We start from the raw sequence: 21,714 nt of genomic DNA on the forward strand, positions 1-21,714 counted from the left end.
CTACGTTCAGTGTGACGGGCGCAAACACGTCATTGGAAGCAAGGAATAAAAAAACACCCCAAATAGGATTGGGGTGTTTTTGGTGATTTTCAGCTATCTGAGATCATTATTGACAATGTATTCCAGTATCAAACTTAGAATTCACCTCATAATATCCATCAATATCCAATTTCAATTAATATCAGATTGATTTATGGATTAGAGATCAATTACTGCTCAATCCTAAACGTTTTGATTCCTGTATGTTTTTGGCCAAACATGTCCGTGGCCTCGACCTCGATGGTATGGACGCCGACTTCAAGATTGACAGGAATGCCGGCTCTCCACAGGTGGTCAGTCCGCGACGCATTTGAAGGCCTTCTTCCGTCAAGGAGTGTTTCGGTGGTGTCCCATTCGAAGATTTTGAGTAAATAAGAAGGGTCGTAATCTGTGAGGTTGGTCATTTTTCTCCATTCTCCATTGTCGATCCTGTAGCGGATTTCATCATTGGCAGTGCCCATAAAGAAGTTGACAATAATACCCGCGGAGGTTCTTTTTCCTTTCTCCAATACTTTTGGAGCAAAGATTTCCATCTGATAGGTGTCGGGTTTCCCGGCTGCTTTGTACCTCGCTTTGTATTGGTTGCCTTCAAAATCCATGAATACATAACCGTTTGGCGAACCGTCACGCATGGTGGATTCGGGCACGCCGCTTTCTCTCATCCTTCCGCTGTACCAATCTCCCGAAGGAGTGCCGATGTTATAATGGTGATGGGCTTTGCTTTGGTTATACCCTTCCGCTTTTCCGAAAAAAGTCTGCTTCTGATAGTGCGTATGTGCGGAGAGCGACACGGTATTTGGGAAATCCGAGAGCAGTTCCAGCAGTTTTTCTCTGTCTTCGTCCCTGTAGCTTTCTCCCTCTTCAAACAACGGGATATGCATAAATACCACGACCAATTTGTCTTTTGGGACTAATTTGAGGTTGTTTTCGACAAACTGTAACTGATCGGCTCTCAATCCTCCCCAATATCCCTGTCCGTCTCTTGGATCTGGATAGAGGATGTTTTCCAACACCACAAAGTGGACATCACCTTCATTAAATGCATAGGTGGATGGGCCAAAAACGGACTCAAAAGTCTCATCTGTCAGCTCGTCTGTCGGTGCGTCAAGGTTCATGTCGTGATTTCCCATAACTGAAAACCAAGGCACGCCTACCTTTCCGATGGTTTTTGCATAGGCTGGGTACAAGGACAGGTCATCTCCTGCGATGTCGCCCACCGATATCCCAAAGCGGATTCCCTGAATGCCAGCGACTTCATTGACCACTCCTTTTTCAAAATATCCCAACTCCGTCATATTGTACGGCTGTGGGTCACCGAATACCAAAGCAGTAAATTTGCTTTCGGACGTGGAGGGCAAAAGTCCAAAATCCACCGATTTGGGCAATACTCCTGTCGGACTGAGGCCTGCATATTTCAGGTTGGTGGGAGAACCTTTTGGCTTATGGCTGTAAAAGAACTTGGGAAGGTTGTTTTCGTTTTTTGGCAGGGCGTAATCCGATGGCTTGATCACAAATATGGTCTGATCTTCCTTGATCGGAAGTACATATTGACCCTTGTCATCTGTTTTGACTACTTCTATCCCATTGGATACAGATACATTTGGGAGTCCTTTTTCACGTCTTTCTTTTTTTCCGTTTGCATTGAGATCCTCATACACATAGCCGGTGACTGTATTTTGGCCATATCCAGACAAACTCAACAAAGAGAGTCCGATGAGTAGTATGTATTTTTTCATGGGTGGATTGGATGTTTATTTATGAAGTTATGAAATTAAGCCAATCATGCGAGGAGTATATTATTTGGAGGTTATGGTTTTATTATGAATGGTAAAGGAAGGATTTTTTTGTCCTTTTAGTCTCATATTCTTTCATGAATAAGCTGAATTTTTTCTTATTATATTTTTGTAATGTGTTGATAATAAATAAAATATGATGAAATTTTGAATTTACTCAAGGTACTGAGTAAAAATACTCAATGAATTGAGTAAAATGTCTTTTTAAGATCTTTGTAAAGACACAAACATCGGCTGAATAAAGAATTTAAGTAAGTACAAACATCAGCCTTAGCAGTCTGGAGACTTGAACCATCGGCGTTCAGCGGTCTAAGTCAGGAGACTTGAACCAATGGAAAACTTGAACCAATAGGTCAGAAAAGACTGAAACCCACGGGGAATCTTGTCTCACGTCTCACGTCTCAAATCTCCCGTCTTAAAAAGAATACCCCACCTGACTTCCTTTTTCGGGATCGAGTTCAATTTTGGCATAGACCCCGATTTCCTGCTGGAGTTCTTCCACATGGGAAATGATGCCGACGATCCGGTTTTCGTGACGGAGTGACTTGAGGGTTTCGAAGACCACACGCAGGGCATTTCTATCCAAAGCCCCAAAACCTTCATCCAAGAAAAAGAAACTCTGATCGGCTTGATTGAGTGATTTGACTTTTTCTGCCAAAGCCAAAGCAAGACATAATGAAGCCTGAAAAGTCTGCCCTCCGGAAAGGGTCTTGAGTAATCGCTTCTTGCCTCCGTTGAGGTAATCGACCACCCAAAATGTGTTGTTGTCGTCGATCTCCAAGCTGAGGCTGTTTTTGGTAAGCTTCATAAACCGGAGGTTGGCAGTATTGCAGAGTTCTTTGAGGTAAATTGTGCTCACATACTTGACAAATCCGCTGCCCCGAAACAGGTTGTCCAGTTCCCGCAGGTTGGATTCCCTGTTTTCCAAAATGCTGAATTCTTTAGCCAATTCTTGTTTTTTGTTCAGCTTGGTTTTGCTGTCTTCGATGTCCTGAATCAATAATGTGAGTTCTTTTCTGAATCCTTCCAAGCCTGATTTTTTCTCCTGCAAAGCCCCCAAAAGGCGCTCAAACGCTTCTTGGCTGAAGTCCAAGACACCGTCTTCCGCTTTAAGTTTGTCCAGATTATTTTGGACTAGCAATCTTCGGTCCTCATATTGGCGGATCTCCGCATCGGTTTTGTCGGCATCCAAGGAATGGTGATACAAGGCCTGAAGATCGGACTCACTTTCAAATCCATGTGTGTTTTTCAGGGCTTCATATTGGCTTTCCAATTCGCTGATCTTGACAATGGTCTTCTCTACCAAATCTTCAAAATTCTTGAGATTTGCCAGGTTGGTGGATTGCTTCGCCCGGGTTTCCTGAAGGACTTTCCGCTTGCCGTCCAGGTCTTGGATGGTTTTTTCGATGTCCTTCTGTACATTAGAAATGGTGTTTTCGATGAAATCAGTGGATTTTTCAAAAAACGGTTTGGTGAATACCGGGTCTTTGATTTCGTCTTTTTTGGCGGCAACGGTACTGTGCAAGGCCACCTGCTTTTGTTCGGCGGTCCGGAGTTGCTGTTCTTCTTTTTCCAAAAGGAGTTTCCCTTCCTCTTGGCTTTTTCTCAAATCTTTGACTTCCTGTGCGAGTTGGTCTTTGTGCTTCAAAGCCAAATCGGTATCTCCGATCAACTTGGACAGGCTATCTTTAGAAAGGATGTTTTTTGACTTCAGACTGTCCATCAGGGATGTCAATTGTTGCTTGGAGTCGGCAAGTTCTTTTTCTTTTGCGGCCAGGTTTTGAAGATGATTTTCCTGGCGGATTTGTTGCTCGGAGAGCTGTTGGGATAACTTGGAGGTTTTTTCCAAAAGAACTTTTGCCTCCTCTATTTGACTGGAAATCCCATTCCATTCACTTTCTTCCTGACTTGCTGTGATCGGGTCAGGGTGCTCAATTGCACCGCAAAGCGGACACGCTTCCCCGTCCTGCAAAAGATGGACATGGGCAGCAAGACCTCTTTTGCTGAGTAGTTTCTCTTTATCGGTTTCAAGGTTTTGGATTTGATTTTTTTGGTTTTCAATCCAACTTCCAAAGCTGTCAAACCCTGATGGAATCTGTTTTTTGATCTCTAAAATGGCTGTATCCAAACTTGTTGAGGTCTGCCTCAGCGAATGGAAGTCTTCTGTCAATTTAGCCAATTGGATTTCCAGGTTGGACCAATCTTTTGCTGCGCTTTTCAGGTTTGAGATTTCGTCTGTATCCGGAAGTTTTATGCCTTCGATTTTGGATTCTTTTTCTTTGATCGCATTTTCGAGATCCTTTTGAGAATTTTTCAAGGTTTCGATATGTGGGCTGAGTGTTTCAACCTGTTTTTCAGCTTCCCTTAATCCTGCCAATAGTCCTTGGATTTCGATCACCTTTTTGAGGTCACGGATTTTTGCTTCTCTATTTGGACGGTCGTCCGCTTTTATTTTGAGTTCTGCTTCTTGTTTTACCAGTTCAGCAACTTCCGTTTCATATGTTATTTTGAAATCAGTGCAGTTTTTGACACTGACCCGGTATTTTTCCAATTCGATTTTGGCTTCTTGAATTTGGTCCCAAACAGGCTTCAGGTAAGTTTTGGCTTTGAGAAAATCCTTCCAAATGGCTTTTTTGGTCTCTATTTCAGGTCTTTGGATTTCCAGATTATTCCATTCCTTTTGTCGTTCTATCAATTGCAGGTTTTTAGCTTGGAGTGCTTCCCGTTTTTTAGATTCGGCTTCTAAGGTTTGGAAGGTTTTTTCTTCCTTTTCGAGGAAAATGGTTTTTTCAGAACGCAGATTTTCTTTGTCCTTCAATGCCTCGGGAGAATATTCTACCAAAGCCAAAAGTTGGGTTTCCAACCGGATTTTCTCTTCTCTGACGACTTTGAGCAGGCTTCCGGTTTTTTGGGAAAGGTCAAATCTTTCCAAACCAAAAAGCTCCTTCATCATCTCCGCCCTCGGTCCGGGAGTCAGGTCGATAAATTCCCTGAATTTTCCCTGCGGAATGATGACAGTCTGCTTGAAATGCTCTTTTTTCATCCCGACGATTTCTTCCCCGCCTTGGGTAATCGGAATCAGGTTTTCACCGTCTTTCTCATAAAAAGTATGCTCGGCCGGCCGGACCTCTTCAAAGTTTTTGGGATTTCTTTTGGCAGCATAGCGGGCGAGGTAGTTTTTGGAATTGTTTTTCCCTGATCGAAACTCAAAATTGATCAGTAGCGATTCGCTCTGTAGGTTGAGCATGCTGTTCTTTTCTCCCCGGTCGGAAAGCCGCTCGGTACTGCCATACAGCGCCAAAAGGATGGCTTCCAAAATGGAGGATTTGCCGCTTCCCACTGCGCCAAAGATCCCAAAAAGACCCGCTCCGGTGAGCTGTTCAAACTCTACTGTCTGTTTTTCTTTGTAGGAATAAAGGCCTTCTATTTCGAGTTTTACCGGGATCATGGGTTGTTTTGGTTTGTGTTGAGAATCCTCCAAGGGTTCTGAACCCTTGGAGGATTTAAGGTTTAAAACCCTTGGAGGGTTGGACTATTCTTGGCTGATGACTTCTTTAAAAATCCCGATCAGTTCCGTATTGGGTTCCTGACCTTTTTCACTTTTGTAATACATGTTGAAAAGCGTGACCATGTCCTTTCCGAGGTCTTCGACTTTCAGGCTGAGACTTTCCTGACCTTGGGGATTTTTGATTTGGGGAATCAGGCTGACAATCCCGTCGTGGGCTTTCATGATAGCTTTTCGCGTAGCGGCATCAATGGAATGCTCCGTGACAAATGTGATTTCGACAAAGCAATAGGGGTTTTGCTCTAACCATAGCAGCGTTGCAGAAAGATCATCAAAGGTTTTTCTATACAGCGGCCTTCCTTTTTCCAAACCCACGGCCCGGAAATCGACGGCTTTTCCCGGTTCAGCTTCAATGATAATGACCTGTTTTTGTTGGTCGGCTTCGCTGAAAGAGTAGGCGAGGGGAGAACTTGAATACACCACCGGAAAGGGATTTTTGCCCACGGCATGGTAGCGGTGCAGATGGCCCAAAGCGGCATATTGGATCTGGTTTGGGATATTGTGGGTAAAAAGCGCCTGCGTGCCACCGACATGGAGGATGGGCCGCTCTGATTCCGGTTCCGGTTCGACAGGACCACCTTCTTTCATAAAAAAGAAATGTCCCATAAAGAGATTCACTCCTTTGTCATCGCAGTAAGTGTCTGCAATTTTTCCCCATTTATTGGCCAAAACTTCCCTAAACTCCGCTTCTCTGTCACCTTCTCCTAAGTAGGTTTTGAGAAGGACTTCATTGGCATAAGGTGCAAGGATTATCCTTATTGGGAAACTGTATTTTGGGAGGCAGATTTCTACAAATCCCGGTTCGCTGATGGTAACTTCGATGCCGTTATCCAATTTTCCCGGAGGGATAACGCTGTCATACCTGCTGTAGAAAAAGATGCCCATTTCTCTCGCCAATGGATCAGGGGCTTCGACAAACTGCGTACTGTCATGGTTGCCGGAAATGGCGATAACAGGTCTTTTGCCGTCTTTGGAGAGTTTTTTGAGGGTTTTGTACAGGAGCTCAACAGCCTCATGGTTGGGATTGAACGTGTCAAAAATATCTCCTGCAAGCAGGACCAAATCCACTTCTTCACGATCGGCGATCTGGATGATTTCTTCCAAGACGAGCTTTTGCTCCTCCAACCTGGAAAATTCCTGAAGTCTTTTTCCCAAATGCCAATCCGCTGTATGGAGTATTTTCATAGTTTAAAAATAAGAAGACTTTTTTAATCGGGCTTATTTTTTTAGTCTCTTGATCATTTCCACCATTTCGTCCGGAGCAATGGCGGGAATAGGGGATTTTCTGAAGTCCCTGAGATTTCGGGTGACAATATAATCCATCCCACCTGTGGACTCAGCATTAAAAATTTGAAGCGCATCCTCAAAATCATTGAAATCAGATATAAGCGCTTTTTTTAACTGTGCCTTTGTGACATCAAGCACATCTACCAACTCTGTCAATTCCAAGAGTTTTGCCCTCAGCTCCTTTTCATCTGAATATTTTTTGAGAATATAGTAGGTGGTAGCAAATGCATGGGTGGAACTGTATAGCAAAACATTACCTGTCCCCAACAAGAAAATTTCTGTGGCATGCTTTGTAAATGCGCCTCTGTCTGTCAAAAAATCAACAAGGATATTGGTGTCTAAAAATATTTTCATTTGAGATGTTTTTCTTCAAAGTATTCTCTAAGGATTTTTTCTTCAACAAAATCGCCTGGGATCTGGATTTTACCTGCGAGCTTTGTTATTTTTTCCTTTTGGGTATTCTCAGGATGATGCTCTTCTACAAGATTTTTCAGGTAATTTTCCACCAAACCAGACAGACTTCTCCCCGTCTCTAAGGCATAGACCTTTGCCTTTTCGATGATGTTTTCGTCTACATTGAGTGTGAGTTTTTTGGCCATGTACGTAAGGTTTTTTTAAATATACGTAAAATTTTAAAATCATTCAGGTTTCTTTTAGGAATTAATGTGTTTCAGCATTGTTGTACGTACAAAACACACCACAAAATTTTCTTTTTAAAAACTGATCTCCATACATTCGACGTGGGGAGGAATGACGGCGGACCGGGCCGGCCCAGGCCTTGTGCGCGGATAGGATTCTGCCGTCTTGACTTTTTTGGCTACTTTTTTTGTCAAGAAAAAAAGTAGCTGTAAAATAAATAACCGATTTGCTGAGGCACTAAGAATATCAATAGAGTTAATTTTAGCCCATTTATTTTTTATGCCAATTATTCCCTATTTTGGGTTGCTGTTTTGTGTCGGTTTTGGATCTACCGTGTCCTTTAGATACAACGAAACGACAATTGGCACATTAATTGTAAAATGCGAGCTAATGAAAATGAAAAACATCCTATTCGTTTTGCTGATGCTGATGGGTCCGATGCCTCTTTTGGCGGGGGGGCCTAAGGCTGACGTAGGCGATTCGCTGAAGATTCAGGAAGGCGTCGCAAGTTATTACGGCCGCAAATTCCACTTAAGAAAGACTGCAAATGGTGAGATTTTTGACATGGAGCGAATGACTGCTGCCCACAAAAACCTTCCTTTCGGAACCATGCTGAAGGTAACCAACCTAAAAAATGACAAAGTGGTGTGGGTTCGTGTCAATGACCGCCTTCCACAAAATTCCAAAAGAATCATCGACTTATCCCGCGCTGCTGCCACAGAAATAGGCATGATCAATGATGGTCTTGCAAAAGTAAAAATTGAAGTTCCGGATCAAGGAACAATAATCTTTTTGATGAGTCATTATCAGGACAATAAGCCCGAAGATATCAGGCTGAGGATCTATGAAGAACCGATCCTATTTGATAAAATGGACCTGTGTATGATAGGATTTGAGATCGATCTTGCTGAGAAGGTGGAAGTTTCGATTTGATTTTTTGGGTGAAATCAAGAGCAAAGTCTTTTTCTTACTCAGCGTTCACTCCCAATAAAACTTGATTAAAATTGGATTGTCCTCTATGGATTATTCTTTGTGTTTATTTCTTTTCTAATCAAAAATCATAAAAGTCTTCTTCTTTAAAAGCGATCACGGTTATCATTTTCCTACTTTTTTGGCTCCTTGATTTGGAAAGCCGTCTTTCAAGACAATAGTGGCAAAAACTAATTTAGCTTCCTCATTATACTTCTCAAATAATTCACAGCCAGTAAAGCTGGTTTCCACAATCCTACCTTCTTTTTCAAATATATCAATCTCAGTGAATCCAATGTGTTCTTTTCCTTTTGGATCTATTGCAACGTCCGAATATTTTATTCTGAATCCTTTCTGACCTTTAACCATTTCTATTTCATTTATGCTTAGTCCATTTATGTTAGTGTATGACTTAAATCTATCTACCTGAGATTTGATATATGCATCAACATCAAATGACTCCTCGATTGGATAATCGATTCTTACCTGCATCGTTGCACCGCAAAAGGATTTGTCCTCTGGCTTATGATTTACATACAAACCACCAGTGCGATAGATGCCATCTTTGGTCATCAATATATTTTTTTCTTCCTCAGTTACTCTAGAAGGGTGGTTCCATCCTGCCGGCAACTCAATCGAGAAAAAATCATTTTCTGCAATAATTTTTTCATTAGCATTGAAGGCCTGACCTTGATTCTTTGTGTCACTGCCACTGGAAATGCCCTTCCCTTTTTTCCCTAAAACTTTACCAGAATTTGCAACTTCTTTTAAATCATACTCGAAAAGAACATCTTCTTTGAAAAAAGAAAGACCATATAATTTTTGGAATTTTTGTGAAAAAGCAATGGTTGTAAGGGGTTGGTCTAGGGAGAAGTGATGCAATAAATTGCCTTCCCAATCCCACATTTCAAGATTGGGTTGAAAGGTCTCAAATTGCTCTTCCACTTCTTTTTTGGTCTTACCTATGTACATCACGTATATATACTCTTCGGTAGCAAAAGGTTCTACCCTGTATGTTTTTGTTTCTTCCCCAGAACCATTTTCTAAATCGCTTTCTACTTCTATTTCTTTCAACAGATCACCTTTTGTACTGTAATATTTGATTAGATTTTGGTGGGAGTAAAATGCCGCCATCCTCCCGTCTTTGGGATTGACTACCATCGTTTTAAGATATTCTCTGTATAAGCTACCTTCAGTCAGTTGTTTGTCTGAGGGTATTTCTTGATGGTATTTCCCAAATTTGGTTACTTCTTTATTCAATCCCAGCCGAGTCATTTGGTGTTCAGGTGCCCCAGGCATAGCGTCGAAGATATCTGATACATAAATGGAGTCATTGATTAGAAGCAGTCTATTGACAGGTGAGGAATTGGTGGAGATTAGGTCAAAAGTTTCGCCCATTACTGCACTCTCCTCCCCCAATTTAACTTTAGTTATATTTATACCAGAGACCACTATCAAGTTATCCTCTTGGGTCTGCAAGGAATTTGCATCCACAAAACGAAATTCATCTGGACCTTCCCCTATTTTACCAAAACTGTACAGGAAGGAGAAATCAGGTAAACGATATACTTTAAACAAGTCTTCTTTCTTATTGTCAAAAATAACAGCCTTGTCTTCAAACAACATGATTTTGGAAGGTAACAGGGCACCGTCAGCCAATGTTATTTCCTTCGAAATTAGATTTCCTGAATCAGGAATTTCCCTGATCAACTTCTTTGATGACTCGCCGGATTGACAGGAAAAAAAATACATGGCAAGAACAGGAAAAAGTAATGATCGTCCTTTATAAAAATTTCTCTGGAATAAAATCATATGTAAAGTTTTTTACAATGTGAAACTAAATTTTATATAAAATGAAGTTTGTGTAGTAATATTAAATGTATGAAGACTCGTTATGCATTTTCCATTATAATTCGTTTCAACAAGAGCGTGACCAAAATACCAACTATTTTCATTTAGCAATTCTCTTCTCTAAAGCGAATTCTTTTCCGTATGGCTCCTCTTCAGATTGAGTGCCAAAATTCAATACTGCGAAAAGTAGAACATCCAGAAATTGTCAAGTGGATTTATTGGAATCACATCCATAAATCGAAATCATAAAAATAAGGAATATCAGTTTTCTCATATTTAAGCCACCTTTTCTTTGCCTAAGTTAATAATTTAAATTTCCCCTCAAACTATGATGATTTCAGATTTTATAAAAACATTCAGTTTTTCATGAAAAGGTTAACTGTAAAATTTTACTAATAAACCATTTCATTAGACACAAACGAGGAAGTTAAAACCTTTTTTGGTAACCCAATGGACAAAGACATTGAAGTAAATGTTGCCGGTTACTTCAAATGAAACTTGATTAAGATTGGATTATCACTTGTGCTTGTCAAAATCAAATGTCTTTTATAAAATGGACTTAGAGGATCTAACTTAATGCGAAAAATGTTAGTTCTGTATGGTGAAAATTGTTTATTTGCATTTCTATGGACAACTAGTCAGAATGCCCTTTTTAATTTTAAAACTTCTGAAATTATGAAAAAGTATCACTTCCTTTTAATTTTTATCTTTTCAAACCTTTTTTCCAATTGTAGCCCAAAAACCGAAACGCAACAATTTCAATCCACTCCGCTCATTGTGATAGAGGATATCAAGGAAAGCAAAGAAATGCTGTTTTCAGAAATAGGAAAAAATATTGACATCATTCAGCTTGACAATGACTGTTTGATGGGACAAATCAACAAATTGGTTTATTCAGATAATAAATATTTTGCACTGGATATTGATCAATGTGGATGTCTATGCTCATTTGACGCTACAGGAAAATTAATCAAAAAGCTGGATTTGAAAGTTGACAGCAAATTTCAATTTGACGGTATTACCGAAATGTTCATGGTTGAGGGAAACTTGGTTGTTCATGACGTACCGAGAAAAACAAACTTCCATTTAAACGAAAATCTGGAAGTGTTGAAAACTGAGAAATTACCTTTCCAAGCAAATGCCATATTTCCATTTAACAGCAGTTGGTTGGTGTTTTTGAATTATATACAGCCTGAATACAAACATGATGTACTAGTTTACAGCCCGGAAAAAGAGGAAATAACGAATAATTTTCTTCCCATCCGGCAAGATGATTATGTGTATATCTATGAAGATCGCTCTACTTTTAGTTTAAATAAAGATGGGAAAGTCTATTTTTCGAGGGCTTTTAATGATACCATTTATTCCATTGATCAGGATTTTAATTTCTCGCCTGTGTATTATTTAGATTTTGGCAGTTCAAAAACCCCGCCTGATTATCTTTCTAAAATTGGAGATGCCATGGATTTGATGCGGGATTTTAAGGAAGCAAAATATACTTTTCTCTACGGGAATCTACATTTTACACGAAGAGGAGATATTCTAGCCCAAGTACAAAAAGGAAATTCGGGACAAAACATTTTGATAGACACCAAGAAAAATGAAGCATTTCTGTTTGATAATTTCAAAGACGATTATATCACTGGATTGCCATTTCATTCTCCAATTTTTTCAAATGAAAAACATTTCATTTTTGAGGTTTCATCTGAAATCTTGTCTAATTCGGGGAGTTTGAGTGAAGATATCATCATGAGGTTTAATCCTTCACCAGAAAATAACTTTCTGCTTTTTTTGGTTGAAAAGTAATTCTTTCACACTTAGGAAAAGACTGGAAAGGATTAGGATTTCATTTTGAACTTACTTTTTCAAACTTTTTAACATCAACCCTTTTGAATTTGTTTAATAACTTAGTTTATTGTAATCCTATTCAATAACCACGAGTGATATGCGTTTTGGTAATTTTTAAATATTAAGAATAATTGTTTTTCCTAATTGACGACTTACCCGTTTCAATTTTAAATTAGTCGACTAATTTTCCGGAAGAATTAGGAAATGCAGTTGGGGGGGGTAATTTAGGTCACAGAAAGTAAATCTACCGGTTGAGCAAACTTTTTTAGGAGAACCACACTGCCTGTCTGTGTGTGGAATCGTATATTTAAAATGAAATGATTATGAAAAAATTAATTCTTTCTTTATCCTGTGCCTTATTATTAACGACATTGAATGAGGTATTTGCTTGCCAATCTGTTACTATGTGTGCAAACGCAGAACGGATTTCTTGTACTGGAACCCGGTGCGAAGCCGGATCTAGTTATGTAACCTGTTATGGTGCAAATGGATCAGTTTCCTCATCGTACTGCGATGACATACCTTAAATTATTTAATTACTCTGATGATTACAAGAATTTTTAACCTTGCAATCATCAGAGTTTTTAGTGCTATAAAATCTCTATATAATTATAAAAAACATGAAAACAAGTATGAAGGTTAAGTCAATTATAATTATGTTTTTTTTTATTTTGATGTTCAATTCTTGCAAAACAAAAAATAATGAAATAAAGGTTAAATTATTAAAACCAGAAAGAGAAATAGAATCCATTAAAGATTTATACTATATAGCCAATATTAACTTAGTTTCAAATGAAGACCAAATTTTCATAGTTGATCGTAGTCAGGGAGTTCTAATTGCAACTGATAAAAATTTTGATCCCCAATATTTGATAAATAACAAAGGTGACGGTCCAGGTGAGTTACAACAACCTATAAACGTTGTTTATCAAAACGACACACTTTTTATTGAGGATATTCAAAATAGAAGAATGAATTTTTTTCAATCTAATTCAGGTAGATTTTTGAATTCATTCAAAATTCCATTTGCCACAACAGGGAAGAGGTTTAGTATCGATTTAGAAGGGAATTTTCTATTTTCTAGACTTCCTGATGAGTCAGGAAATGCAATTACAAAGACAAATAAAAAAGGGGAGAAATTATTTGATTTTGGATCAAAAATACCTGATCCATTCAGTAGAAAAAACAATCAATCCAAACTTGTACAAGTAAATGAAAATAACGAATACATAGTTACATCAGTTACGTTTGGTGTTCTTGAGATTTATAATTCAAAAGGAAAAATTTTGAGCAGTATTGATTTAAAAGAATATGAACCTATAAAAAGGGGATTTGATTCGTTAAAGGTAGACTTAGCTGCTTTGGAAAAGGAAGAAGATAAAAGATCCATTCCTCAACTTATTCTAGACTCACAAGTAATTGGTGAAATGATTTTTATAACATTTACAGATCGGATAGGTCTGGATCGTTCAGGAACAAGGCATTTACTTGAACTTCAATTAAAAAATAATGAAATTTATTTAAGGAATATTTATCGGTTTGTAACGGGATCAGAGGATGATGATTATAATTTTATGTCATTTCATTATGATAAATATGAAAGGAAAATATATGCTCAAGGGTTAATTACCAATAAACTTTATGTTTTTCCGATGGATACAAAATAGTAAGCCAGTTCCTCAAATTAACTTTTGATTTGGTCTGTAGTTATTTCTTAAAGTTTTCGATATTCAAAAGAAATATGCGTCTACTCCCTTTGTTATTGTTTGCTTTGGTAATGATATTGACTGTTTCTTGCAAGGAGGGAAAAAAGGAAGCGAAAGTGATAGAAGAAGTAGATCAAACTGATTTCAAAGCAATGCATACTGTTTTTGTCAAAACAGAGATCGAAATTGAGAATCTATTTGAAATCGAAGAAATCATTCCTTTGGATGTTCCGGATGGGGAGACTTTGGTAAGTATTTATAGGCTTCAAACTTTTGAAGGTAATTATTACCTACTCGACCTGGATTTTGGGACACTTCTCAAATTTTCACCTGAAGGAAAGGCATTGGCCAAAATCGGCAAGTTGGGAGAGGGACCTAGTGAATTGCTTGATTATTCTGATTTTGCTTTGAGTAAATCAGGAAAAGAACTTCTTGTGGTAAGTATGTCAGGAATGTCCCTTTCCTTTTTTGATTTGGAAGGAAACTTCAAAAGAAAAATTAGGTTAAAAAGCCAATCCGAAATGATTGGTGTCGATAAAGACAGAAACATTGGAATGTCAATTACCTATTTTAATGAAGACTTTTACAATTTTGAGACGCTAGATAGTTCCGGGACTAGTGTCAATAAATTTTTCCCTTTCCCTAAGGGAATGGATGCGATGCTGCTTAGATGGATCTCAGGCCATATTTCAGGTTCTGAAAAGGGAGGGTTTTTGTACCATGAGCCTGCAAACTCGGTGATTTTTGAAATAAACGGAGCGGAAACCTTTCCCAAATACCAGTTTGAAAGTAATGAACCAATGTGGCCAACAGATAAAAAACATCAAGTGATTAAGTATTTCGAGTCTTTGGCTTCCGGACAAATTTCATTTCTAACGCGCTTTTTTGAGGAATCGGAAAGCCATCTTTTTTTTACATGGAACAAAAAGAAAAGAGCTATAGCCGAAAAGGTTGTTGATTATAGAACCGGGGTATATGACAAATCAACCAAGCAAACTTATATCACTAAAGAAAATAGTCTTTCGGAAAAGATGGCAGGCCCAATGGCTGTGGAGGGCAACTCAGTTTTGTTTTCCATTTCACTGTATCAATTGCTGGAAATTGCTGAGGAACCGATTTTGAAGAAGCACATGGTTCAGATCCAAAAACTCAAAAAAGAAAAAGGAGACACAGATTCTCCTGTAATATTGAAAATGAAATTGAAGGAATTAGAGTAAAGGGAGTTTAAGTAAGGTTTTTCCTTTAGGATTCAATTTTGAACTTACTTTTTCAAACTTTTTAACATCCACCCTTATTGGTGATAATAAAATTTTCTATCTGAAAACTTATCCGTTTCAATTTTAAATTAGTCGACTAATTTTCTGGAAGAATTAGGAAATGCAGATGGGGGGGGTAATTTAGTTCACAGAAAGTAAATCTACCGGTAAAGCATACTTTTTTAGGAGAACCGCACTGCCTATCTGTGTGTGGAAGCTTTAATTTAATATGAAATGATTATGAGAAAGACTAGTAAAGTTTTGTTAAGTCTGTTTATTTTAAGCTTACCAATATTGGTAGGTTCAAATAAAAACGTTAATGCAAATACTGATTGGGAATGGGCTACTTTAAGTTCAGTTCAAGGTATTGCAGTCTGTGACGGACCTTCGGATAATTGTACTAAACCGGTAAGACCGAAACCACAAACCTAATTTTAATCAAAGTCTGCCCTATATTTAGGGCAGACTTTATTTTTTTAATTCTTAAGCTAAATTAGGTACAGCAAAAGCCCACAAAAAATATTTATGATTGTTAAAAATTGCATTGATATCATTCAACACCGTATTTATTCTAATTTCCTTAGTTTGTTTCTCATCTCTATAGGCTATTCTTGCCAAACAAAAAGTCAGGAAAATATACCTCAAATTAAAGACATCACCGTTGATTTGGGGGCTTATTCAATTATTGATACTCTTAAACTGAATTCCGATTCAGTTAATTTTAGATTTTCAAATATCGAGAAATTCAGGAGTGATTCTCTATTGCTTTTTAATTACCCTGACCTTGATTTGCATTTCAGTAATATTGGATTTGAAGATTTAGCCTTAATTAGTCTGGTTTCCGATTCTAAAGGAGGGTTTCAAGGTTCTTTTATAGAACCACTTTGGGATCTAGACAATAATATAATTATTGTAGAACAAGGTAATATTCCAATGCTTACCTTTTTTGATTCAAATTTTCAATTTGTTAAAAAATTAAAATTAAACGAATATATAGATGAAAACTTCTATTTGCCATCCATTGCTTCAAGGGCAAAAATTTTAAAAAATGATTCAAAAAAAACTCTATTAATGACTTCGGAAAGCATGGATTTCATGAAAAACACTAAAGATTTTTTCTCTTCGAGCTATGTTTTCCTTAAAGTGGTTTTAGATTCCTCAGATAATTATTTGTCGCATTCTTTTCATTTAAGGTTAAATGAATACGATGAAATAAAAAAATCCATAAAAACCAATAAGAGATATTGGTCAAGTTCCATTCCAAAATTTGATGTTTACAATGATAAAGTTTATGTTGTATATGAATTTTCTGATCAAATTTTTATTTATGATTTGAACTTCAACCTTGAGAAAATTATTCCAATTCAGTTTTATAATCAGTCTTTTACGCCGTTTTCTGTTGGGCTGAACAATGGTGAGAGAAGTGATCCAAACGAAAGTGTAAAAATTGAATTTTTGTTAAGGCATTCCAAGCCACAAATTGTTGACATAAAAGTTGATTCTAATCGAATCGCTTTACTCTATAATGAGGTAGTTGAAAAAAATAAGATCCCTTCCAATATTTTTGAAGAAAACAACTATTTGTATCATTCTTTTCTTCAAGTAATTAATAATACCGATGGGAAATCAAATCAACTTTATATTCCTTTAGCAGATGACTTTTCTCCCTATGGACCAATTTTTTTAGAGAATAAATCAATTTTAATTAATAAAAACTTTAATAAGTCAGATGGGTATGAAATTCTTGAAATTATTGTCGATTAGGCTATTTGTAATTGTGTTTTTAAGTTTTGGAATTGTGGGTTGTGGAAAATCAAATTTGGAATTTTCATCAATTCAAATATTGCTTCCCAAAGAATGTCTAGACTTTAATTTTGTTGTGCTGGTTTCTGATAGATCATGTAAATTTTGTTACGATCAGATTAATTCAATAGACAAGAAAAGTGAGGTATTAATCCTATATTTTACTGACAATAAAAGTGGTCAAAAAAGCATCCAAAATTTCGATAATTTCATTTATTTGAATGATTATTCTGTGATACATGAGGTAGCAAATATTACAAAAAACTATAAAGAACCCTATCTAATCAAATTAAACTATGGAAAAATTACTGATATTATTTCTTTGGACGAATCTCCTTCTATTTTCTAAAGTCACAAATGAGTTGGATTTATTTTTAGAGACTGAACTAAGAAACTGTAATTGTTCTGGCGAAGTCATTATAGTAGTCGCTTCTGATTCCCCTCAATTTGATTTTAATAAAAATCTCCCTTCAGTTTTTTCTTCTAGGAAAATTATTTTTCTTCATGAGGGCAAAAAAAATAATAAAATGAACAATTCCTATTTAGTTCATGATAAAGATATTGTTTCATTGCTGAAGGGAATAATGAAAACAAATGGTCCATTTTTGATAGAATATAGCAATAAGCAAACGAAAATGGTTGTTGATTTATCTAAGTTAATTTAGAAGATTAATTTTCCTTTGGAATAACTCCTAATTGATTTCGAACTCACTTTTTCAAACTTTTTAACATCCACCCTTTTGGATTTTGTTTAATAACTTAGTTTATTGTAATCCTGTTCAATAATCTCAAAAAATATGCGGTTTGTCCATCTGTTTTTATTTGTTTTTTTATTGTTTGTTTCCATTTCCTGCAAGGAAGAAAAAGCCGAAAGTCAGGATCAGCCATTGGAAGCCTTCCGGGGTGAAGTGGCTGCTACTCCCGTCCGGATTGCCAAAGCTGAGAAGCGAACTTTTGATTACCTGATCAATGCCTCCGGCAAAATCGAAGCCGCAGAGCAAGTCAAAATCATCGCCGAACGGCCGGGATACCTCATAGAACTTACCGTGAAGGAAGGTGACTTTGTCGAAAAAGGAAAAATCCTGACCCGCCTCGATCAGACTGAAAGCCTGCTGAACCTTGAAAAAGCCAAAATAGAACTTAAAAATGCTGAAGTGAATTATAAGTCCGAGATCCTGAGCTTCGAAAGCATCATGAACAGCGGTGACACTGACAGAATCACGCAGGTGCAGGAGCAGCTTAAGGCCAAGAGCGGGCTTTTTTCGGCTGAAATCGCCGTCAAGGAAGCACAGATGGACCTTGACAAGACGGTGATCAAATCCCCGATTTCGGGTAGGGTAGCCGACCTCAAGACCAAGCGGGGAAGCCTCGTCAAGTCAGGCGACGAAATGCTCGAAGTCATCAATACGGCTGCGCTCGAACTCAAAGTGAAAGTCCTGGAATCCGACATCAACCTTATTTCCCTAGGCCAAAAAGCCGAAATCCTTCCTGTCGGCGGCGGTGAAGGAATCAGCGGTTCGGTCAGGAGTATCAATCCCAAAGTGGATGAAAACGGACTCGTCCAAGTCAATATCCTGATCAACGGAGGCAAAGGATTGCTTCCCGGGATGAACGCCCGGGCCATCATCCGCGCCCCACAAAACAACAGCATCGTCGTACCCAAGCAGGCTTTGGTCTACCGCTCCGGCAGGCCTGTAGTCTTCACCATAGAGAAAGAAGAATCCAAATGGAACTATGTCGAAGTCGGCAAGGACAACGGTCAGGAAGTCGAAATCCTCAGCGGCATTGAATCCGGCATGACCGTCATCACTTCCAATAACCTGCAGCTTGCACATCAGGCACCGGTACAAATCCTCAAAGACTAATCGCTATGGTAAGGTTTTTATTGGCAAGACCCATAGCTGTGTTGATGGTTTTTTTGGCCCTGATGGTCTTTTCGGTCATCGCGTTCAGGACGCTTCCGATTTCACTTTTGCCTCCGATCGATGTCCCACAGATTGTCATCAAGGTCAATTATCCCAACGCTTCTCCTGAGGCCATAGAGCAGAATGTGCTTTCCCCGATCCGGGAAGGCCTGATGACACTCAATGGTCTGGAAGATGTCGAAAGCAAAGCCGGAAGCGAAACAGGCACGATCCGACTGACTTTTGACTATGGTACCAAGATGGAACTGGCATATATTGATGTCAATGAAAAGATCGACCGGCTTACCAACAGTCTCCCTTCGGACCTTGCCCGTCCCCAAGTGATCCGGATCAATACCAACGACATTCCTGTCGTCCGGGTGCAGGTCATTCCCAAACCTGGATTTGACTTTACAGAAATCAGTCAGTTGACCGAAAATGTCCTGAAGAAGAGGATCGAACAGTTGGAAGGTGTTTCCCTTGTCGACATCAATGGCAAAAAGGAGCGCATCATCACCGTCACGCCGGATAAAGCTGCCCTCCGTGCCCTTGGCATGACGGAAGACAATGTGATCAATGCCATCCAATTTGGCAATGAAGAACTTCCCGGCATCAGTGTGGAGGATGGTCAGTTCAGGTATTACCTGCGGTTGGCGACTAGGGTGGATTCACCCGAAGACATCATGAAGCTGCCCGTCACTTCCGAAAAGGGCATCACCGTAGATTTGGCAAGAGTGGCCACGGTGCAATACGAGACGAACGAGGTTTTGGGACACCACCTTTTTGGCGAAAAGGAAGGATTGGTCATCACCGTGCACAAGCAGGCTTCCGCCAAGATGAACGAACTCCTTCCCAAGGTTTATGAAGCCATAGAGTTGTTCAAAGCAGATTACAACCAAGTGGATTTTGAGCTGACGCAAGACCAATCTGTCCTGCTTAATGCCGGCATCAGCAACCTGCAGACGAGCTTGCTATTTGGGGGTTTGTTTGCTTTTGGGGTATTGTTCCTCTTTATGGGCAATTACCGCATGCCGATCATTATCGGGATTTCCTTGCCGACTTCTTTGCTGATCAGTTTTCTGGTTTTTTACTTTTTTGAGATTTCGATCAATGTCATATCTCTGTCAGGTCTTGCCTTGGGTTTGGGGATGTTGATAGACAATGCCATTATCGTATTGGACAATATCACCCGAAAGCGGCTTGAGGGATTGCCGATATTTGAAGCCTGTGTACAGGGAGTCAATGAAGTCATGTCGGCTTTGGTCAGTTCGGTGCTGACAACCTTGGCGGTATTTATTCCTTTGGTGTTTTTGAGTGGGATATCAGGCGCTCTGTTTTTTGATCAGGCCGTTTCAGTGGCTGCGATTTTGGGGGTTTCCCTATTGGTAGCGTTTATTTTCCTTCCGATGCTGTATCATTTTTTCTATAGAAAAAAGGCCTTGCTGGAAGAAAAAGGAGATGATAGCAGGTTTTTTAAGATAATTTTGAAAGGCTATAAAAGCCTGTTCAAAAAGGTTTTCAGTTATAAAAAACTCAGTTTTGGAATCTTCATTTTGCTGATACCTGCAGGTTTGGCTTTGGGTTACCTGCTCCAGGTCGAGGGCCTGCCGCCGATAGAGAAATTTGATGCGGTGGTGGAGATCGACTGGAACGAGCCGATCGGGGTGGAGCAAAATAAAGACCGGGTATTGTCTATCTTGGAGTCCATGAAAGGCGCATACCTGAAGTCGGAGACAGACCTTGGGGTAAGGCAGTTTTTGCTTTTTGATGGGGAAAGTTCCCTGCAGGAAGCCAACCTCTATTTCCTTTTTGAATCACAGGATTCCAAATCTGCTCAGATGCAAAGATTAGAGGAATTGATTTTAGGCAATTATCCAAATGCCCAAATCTCAGTTTTGGATGCTCCCAATGCTTTCGATCAGTTGTTTGCTTCCAACATTCCCTTTTATGAAGTAAGGTGGAAAGACCTGGCGACCAAAAAGCCGATCGAGGAAGGCAAAATGGACGAATGGCTGTCGGCATTTCCGGTGAAGGGATTCAGCCGAGGACCCGGGTTACAAAAGGAAGCCTCGGTGATTTTCAGGTTGGATGGTGGTAAACTCGCGCTCTATGGCATCAGTCCCCGCGACTTGCAAGAGCAGGTGAAGCAGTTGTTTGGCGTGTATCCGATTACCGACATCAAGCGGTTTGGGGAGATCACGCCGATCAAACTCAAGGCAGACAAAACTAATTTTGAGCAGATTCTCAACAATAATTTCCTTCAGGGAAAAGACGGAAACGAATACGCACTGAGCAATTTCATCAGTTTTGATTATGAAAACCATTACAAATTTGTCACTGCGGACAAGGGTGGTCTGTTCCAATCGGTGATTTTGGATTCAAAAAACCCTACCTCCTACAATGCCGAGATTATCAATTGGGCGGCCGATAAGAATCTTGGCGTGTCGTTTTTTGGGCAGTACTTCAAAGATCAGCAGCGGATCAAAGAATTGGTTAGTATCCTTTTGATCTCTGTTTTGCTCCTTTACTTCATTCTTGCTGCCCAATTTGAAAGTTTTATTCAACCATTGATCATCATTGCCACTTTGCCTTTAGGGATCGGGGGGGCGTTTATAATCCTCTTTCTTACCGGAACTTCCCTTAATGTCATGTCAGCGATAGGCTTGGTGGTCATGCTGGGAATTATGGTCAATGATGCCATCCTGAAAATCGACACCATCAATAGATTGAAAGAACAGTCCAGCAATCTCCCCGTGAGGGAAGCTTTGGATAAGGCTTTATATGAAGCTGGGCAGATCAGGTTAAAACCTATCCTGATGACTTCGATCACGACCATCTTGGCTTTGTTGCCGGTGGTTTTCTCTTCAGGTTTGGGTGCGGACCTGCAGCGGCCTTTGGTGTATTCCGTCATCGGCGGTCTGACCATCGGGACGTTTACGGCGCTGTATTTCGTGCCTTTGGCTTATTGGTTTATAAGTAGACGTGAGACATAAGACATGAGATTTGAGATGTGAGACTTGGTGAATTGAAAATTATGAATGAAGAATTACAATA

Annotated in this window: 14 protein-coding genes; 8 read left to right on the plus strand and 6 right to left on the minus strand. The window is 39.2% G+C overall.

Annotated elements, in window-relative coordinates; genetic code table 11:
- Window positions 1-209: 209 nt before the first annotated feature.
- From NK987_RS19410 to NK987_RS19430, 5 genes are all read right to left on the minus strand, one after another.
- Window positions 210-1,775 carry a calcineurin-like phosphoesterase C-terminal domain-containing protein gene (locus NK987_RS19410; RefSeq protein ID WP_259265200.1) on the minus strand — a complete coding sequence of 522 codons (1,566 nt, stop codon included), beginning with the start codon at window positions 1,773-1,775 and terminating at the stop codon, window positions 210-212.
- Between the two features lie 472 nt (window positions 1,776-2,247).
- Window positions 2,248-5,280 carry an SbcC/MukB-like Walker B domain-containing protein gene (locus NK987_RS19415; RefSeq protein WP_259265201.1) on the minus strand — a complete coding sequence of 1,011 codons (3,033 nt, stop codon included), beginning with the start codon at window positions 5,278-5,280 and terminating at the stop codon, window positions 2,248-2,250.
- Window positions 5,281-5,364: 84 nt separating this feature from the next.
- Window positions 5,365-6,582 (minus strand): metallophosphoesterase family protein, encoded by a 1,218-nt coding sequence (locus NK987_RS19420; RefSeq protein ID WP_259265202.1) that lies wholly within the window; start codon window positions 6,580-6,582, stop codon window positions 5,365-5,367.
- 33 nt (window positions 6,583-6,615) lie between these two features.
- On the minus strand, window positions 6,616-7,038 hold the full coding sequence (locus tag NK987_RS19425; protein WP_259265203.1) for a type II toxin-antitoxin system VapC family toxin: 423 nt from the start codon (window positions 7,036-7,038) through the stop codon (window positions 6,616-6,618).
- Window positions 7,035-7,283 (minus strand): DUF6364 family protein, encoded by a 249-nt coding sequence (locus tag NK987_RS19430; protein ID WP_259265204.1) that lies wholly within the window; start codon window positions 7,281-7,283, stop codon window positions 7,035-7,037. The genes NK987_RS19425 and NK987_RS19430 overlap by 4 nt, the downstream gene beginning before the upstream one ends.
- A gap of 436 nt (window positions 7,284-7,719) precedes the next feature.
- Here NK987_RS19430 and NK987_RS19435 point away from each other — a divergent pair, with 436 nt between their 5' ends.
- The gene (locus NK987_RS19435; protein ID WP_259265205.1) at window positions 7,720-8,256 is read left to right on the plus strand and encodes a septal ring lytic transglycosylase RlpA family protein; all 537 of its coding nucleotides are present in this window, start codon (window positions 7,720-7,722) and stop codon (window positions 8,254-8,256) included.
- Window positions 8,257-8,418: 162 nt separating this feature from the next.
- On the opposite strand, the gene NK987_RS19440 is transcribed toward NK987_RS19435, so the two are convergent.
- The gene (locus NK987_RS19440) at window positions 8,419-10,104 is read right to left on the minus strand and encodes a BF3164 family lipoprotein (RefSeq protein ID WP_420841190.1); all 1,686 of its coding nucleotides are present in this window, start codon (window positions 10,102-10,104) and stop codon (window positions 8,419-8,421) included.
- Window positions 10,105-10,818: 714 nt separating this feature from the next.
- Here NK987_RS19440 and NK987_RS19445 point away from each other — a divergent pair.
- The 7 genes from NK987_RS19445 (at window position 10,819) to NK987_RS19475 (ending at window position 21,653) form a co-directional block, all read left to right on the plus strand.
- Window positions 10,819-11,949, plus strand: a complete 1,131-nt coding sequence (locus NK987_RS19445) for a 6-bladed beta-propeller (RefSeq protein ID WP_259265207.1) — start codon at window positions 10,819-10,821, stop codon at window positions 11,947-11,949.
- A 662-nt stretch (window positions 11,950-12,611) separates the two neighbouring features.
- A complete protein-coding gene (locus NK987_RS19450; protein ID WP_259265208.1) occupies window positions 12,612-13,658 on the plus strand; it encodes an NHL repeat-containing protein in 1,047 nt (348 codons plus the stop codon).
- Window positions 13,659-13,732: 74 nt separating this feature from the next.
- Window positions 13,733-14,914, plus strand: a complete 1,182-nt coding sequence (locus NK987_RS19455; protein ID WP_259265209.1) for a 6-bladed beta-propeller — start codon at window positions 13,733-13,735, stop codon at window positions 14,912-14,914.
- Window positions 14,915-15,478: 564 nt separating this feature from the next.
- Window positions 15,479-16,717 (plus strand): hypothetical protein, encoded by a 1,239-nt coding sequence (locus NK987_RS19460; RefSeq protein ID WP_258424361.1) that lies wholly within the window; start codon window positions 15,479-15,481, stop codon window positions 16,715-16,717.
- A 335-nt stretch (window positions 16,718-17,052) separates the two neighbouring features.
- Window positions 17,053-17,421, plus strand: a complete 369-nt coding sequence (locus NK987_RS19465) for a hypothetical protein (RefSeq protein WP_258424360.1) — start codon at window positions 17,053-17,055, stop codon at window positions 17,419-17,421.
- 132 nt (window positions 17,422-17,553) lie between these two features.
- Window positions 17,554-18,621 carry an efflux RND transporter periplasmic adaptor subunit gene (locus tag NK987_RS19470; RefSeq protein WP_259265210.1) on the plus strand — a complete coding sequence of 356 codons (1,068 nt, stop codon included), beginning with the start codon at window positions 17,554-17,556 and terminating at the stop codon, window positions 18,619-18,621.
- 5 nt (window positions 18,622-18,626) lie between these two features.
- Window positions 18,627-21,653: an efflux RND transporter permease subunit gene (locus NK987_RS19475; RefSeq protein ID WP_259265211.1), complete on the plus strand. Its 3,027-nt coding sequence runs from the start codon at window positions 18,627-18,629 to the stop codon at window positions 21,651-21,653.
- Window positions 21,654-21,714: the final 61 nt, after the last annotated feature.

The organism is Aquiflexum gelatinilyticum, assembly GCF_024813435.1.
Classification (GTDB): domain Bacteria; phylum Bacteroidota; class Bacteroidia; order Cytophagales; family Cyclobacteriaceae; genus Cognataquiflexum; species Cognataquiflexum gelatinilyticum.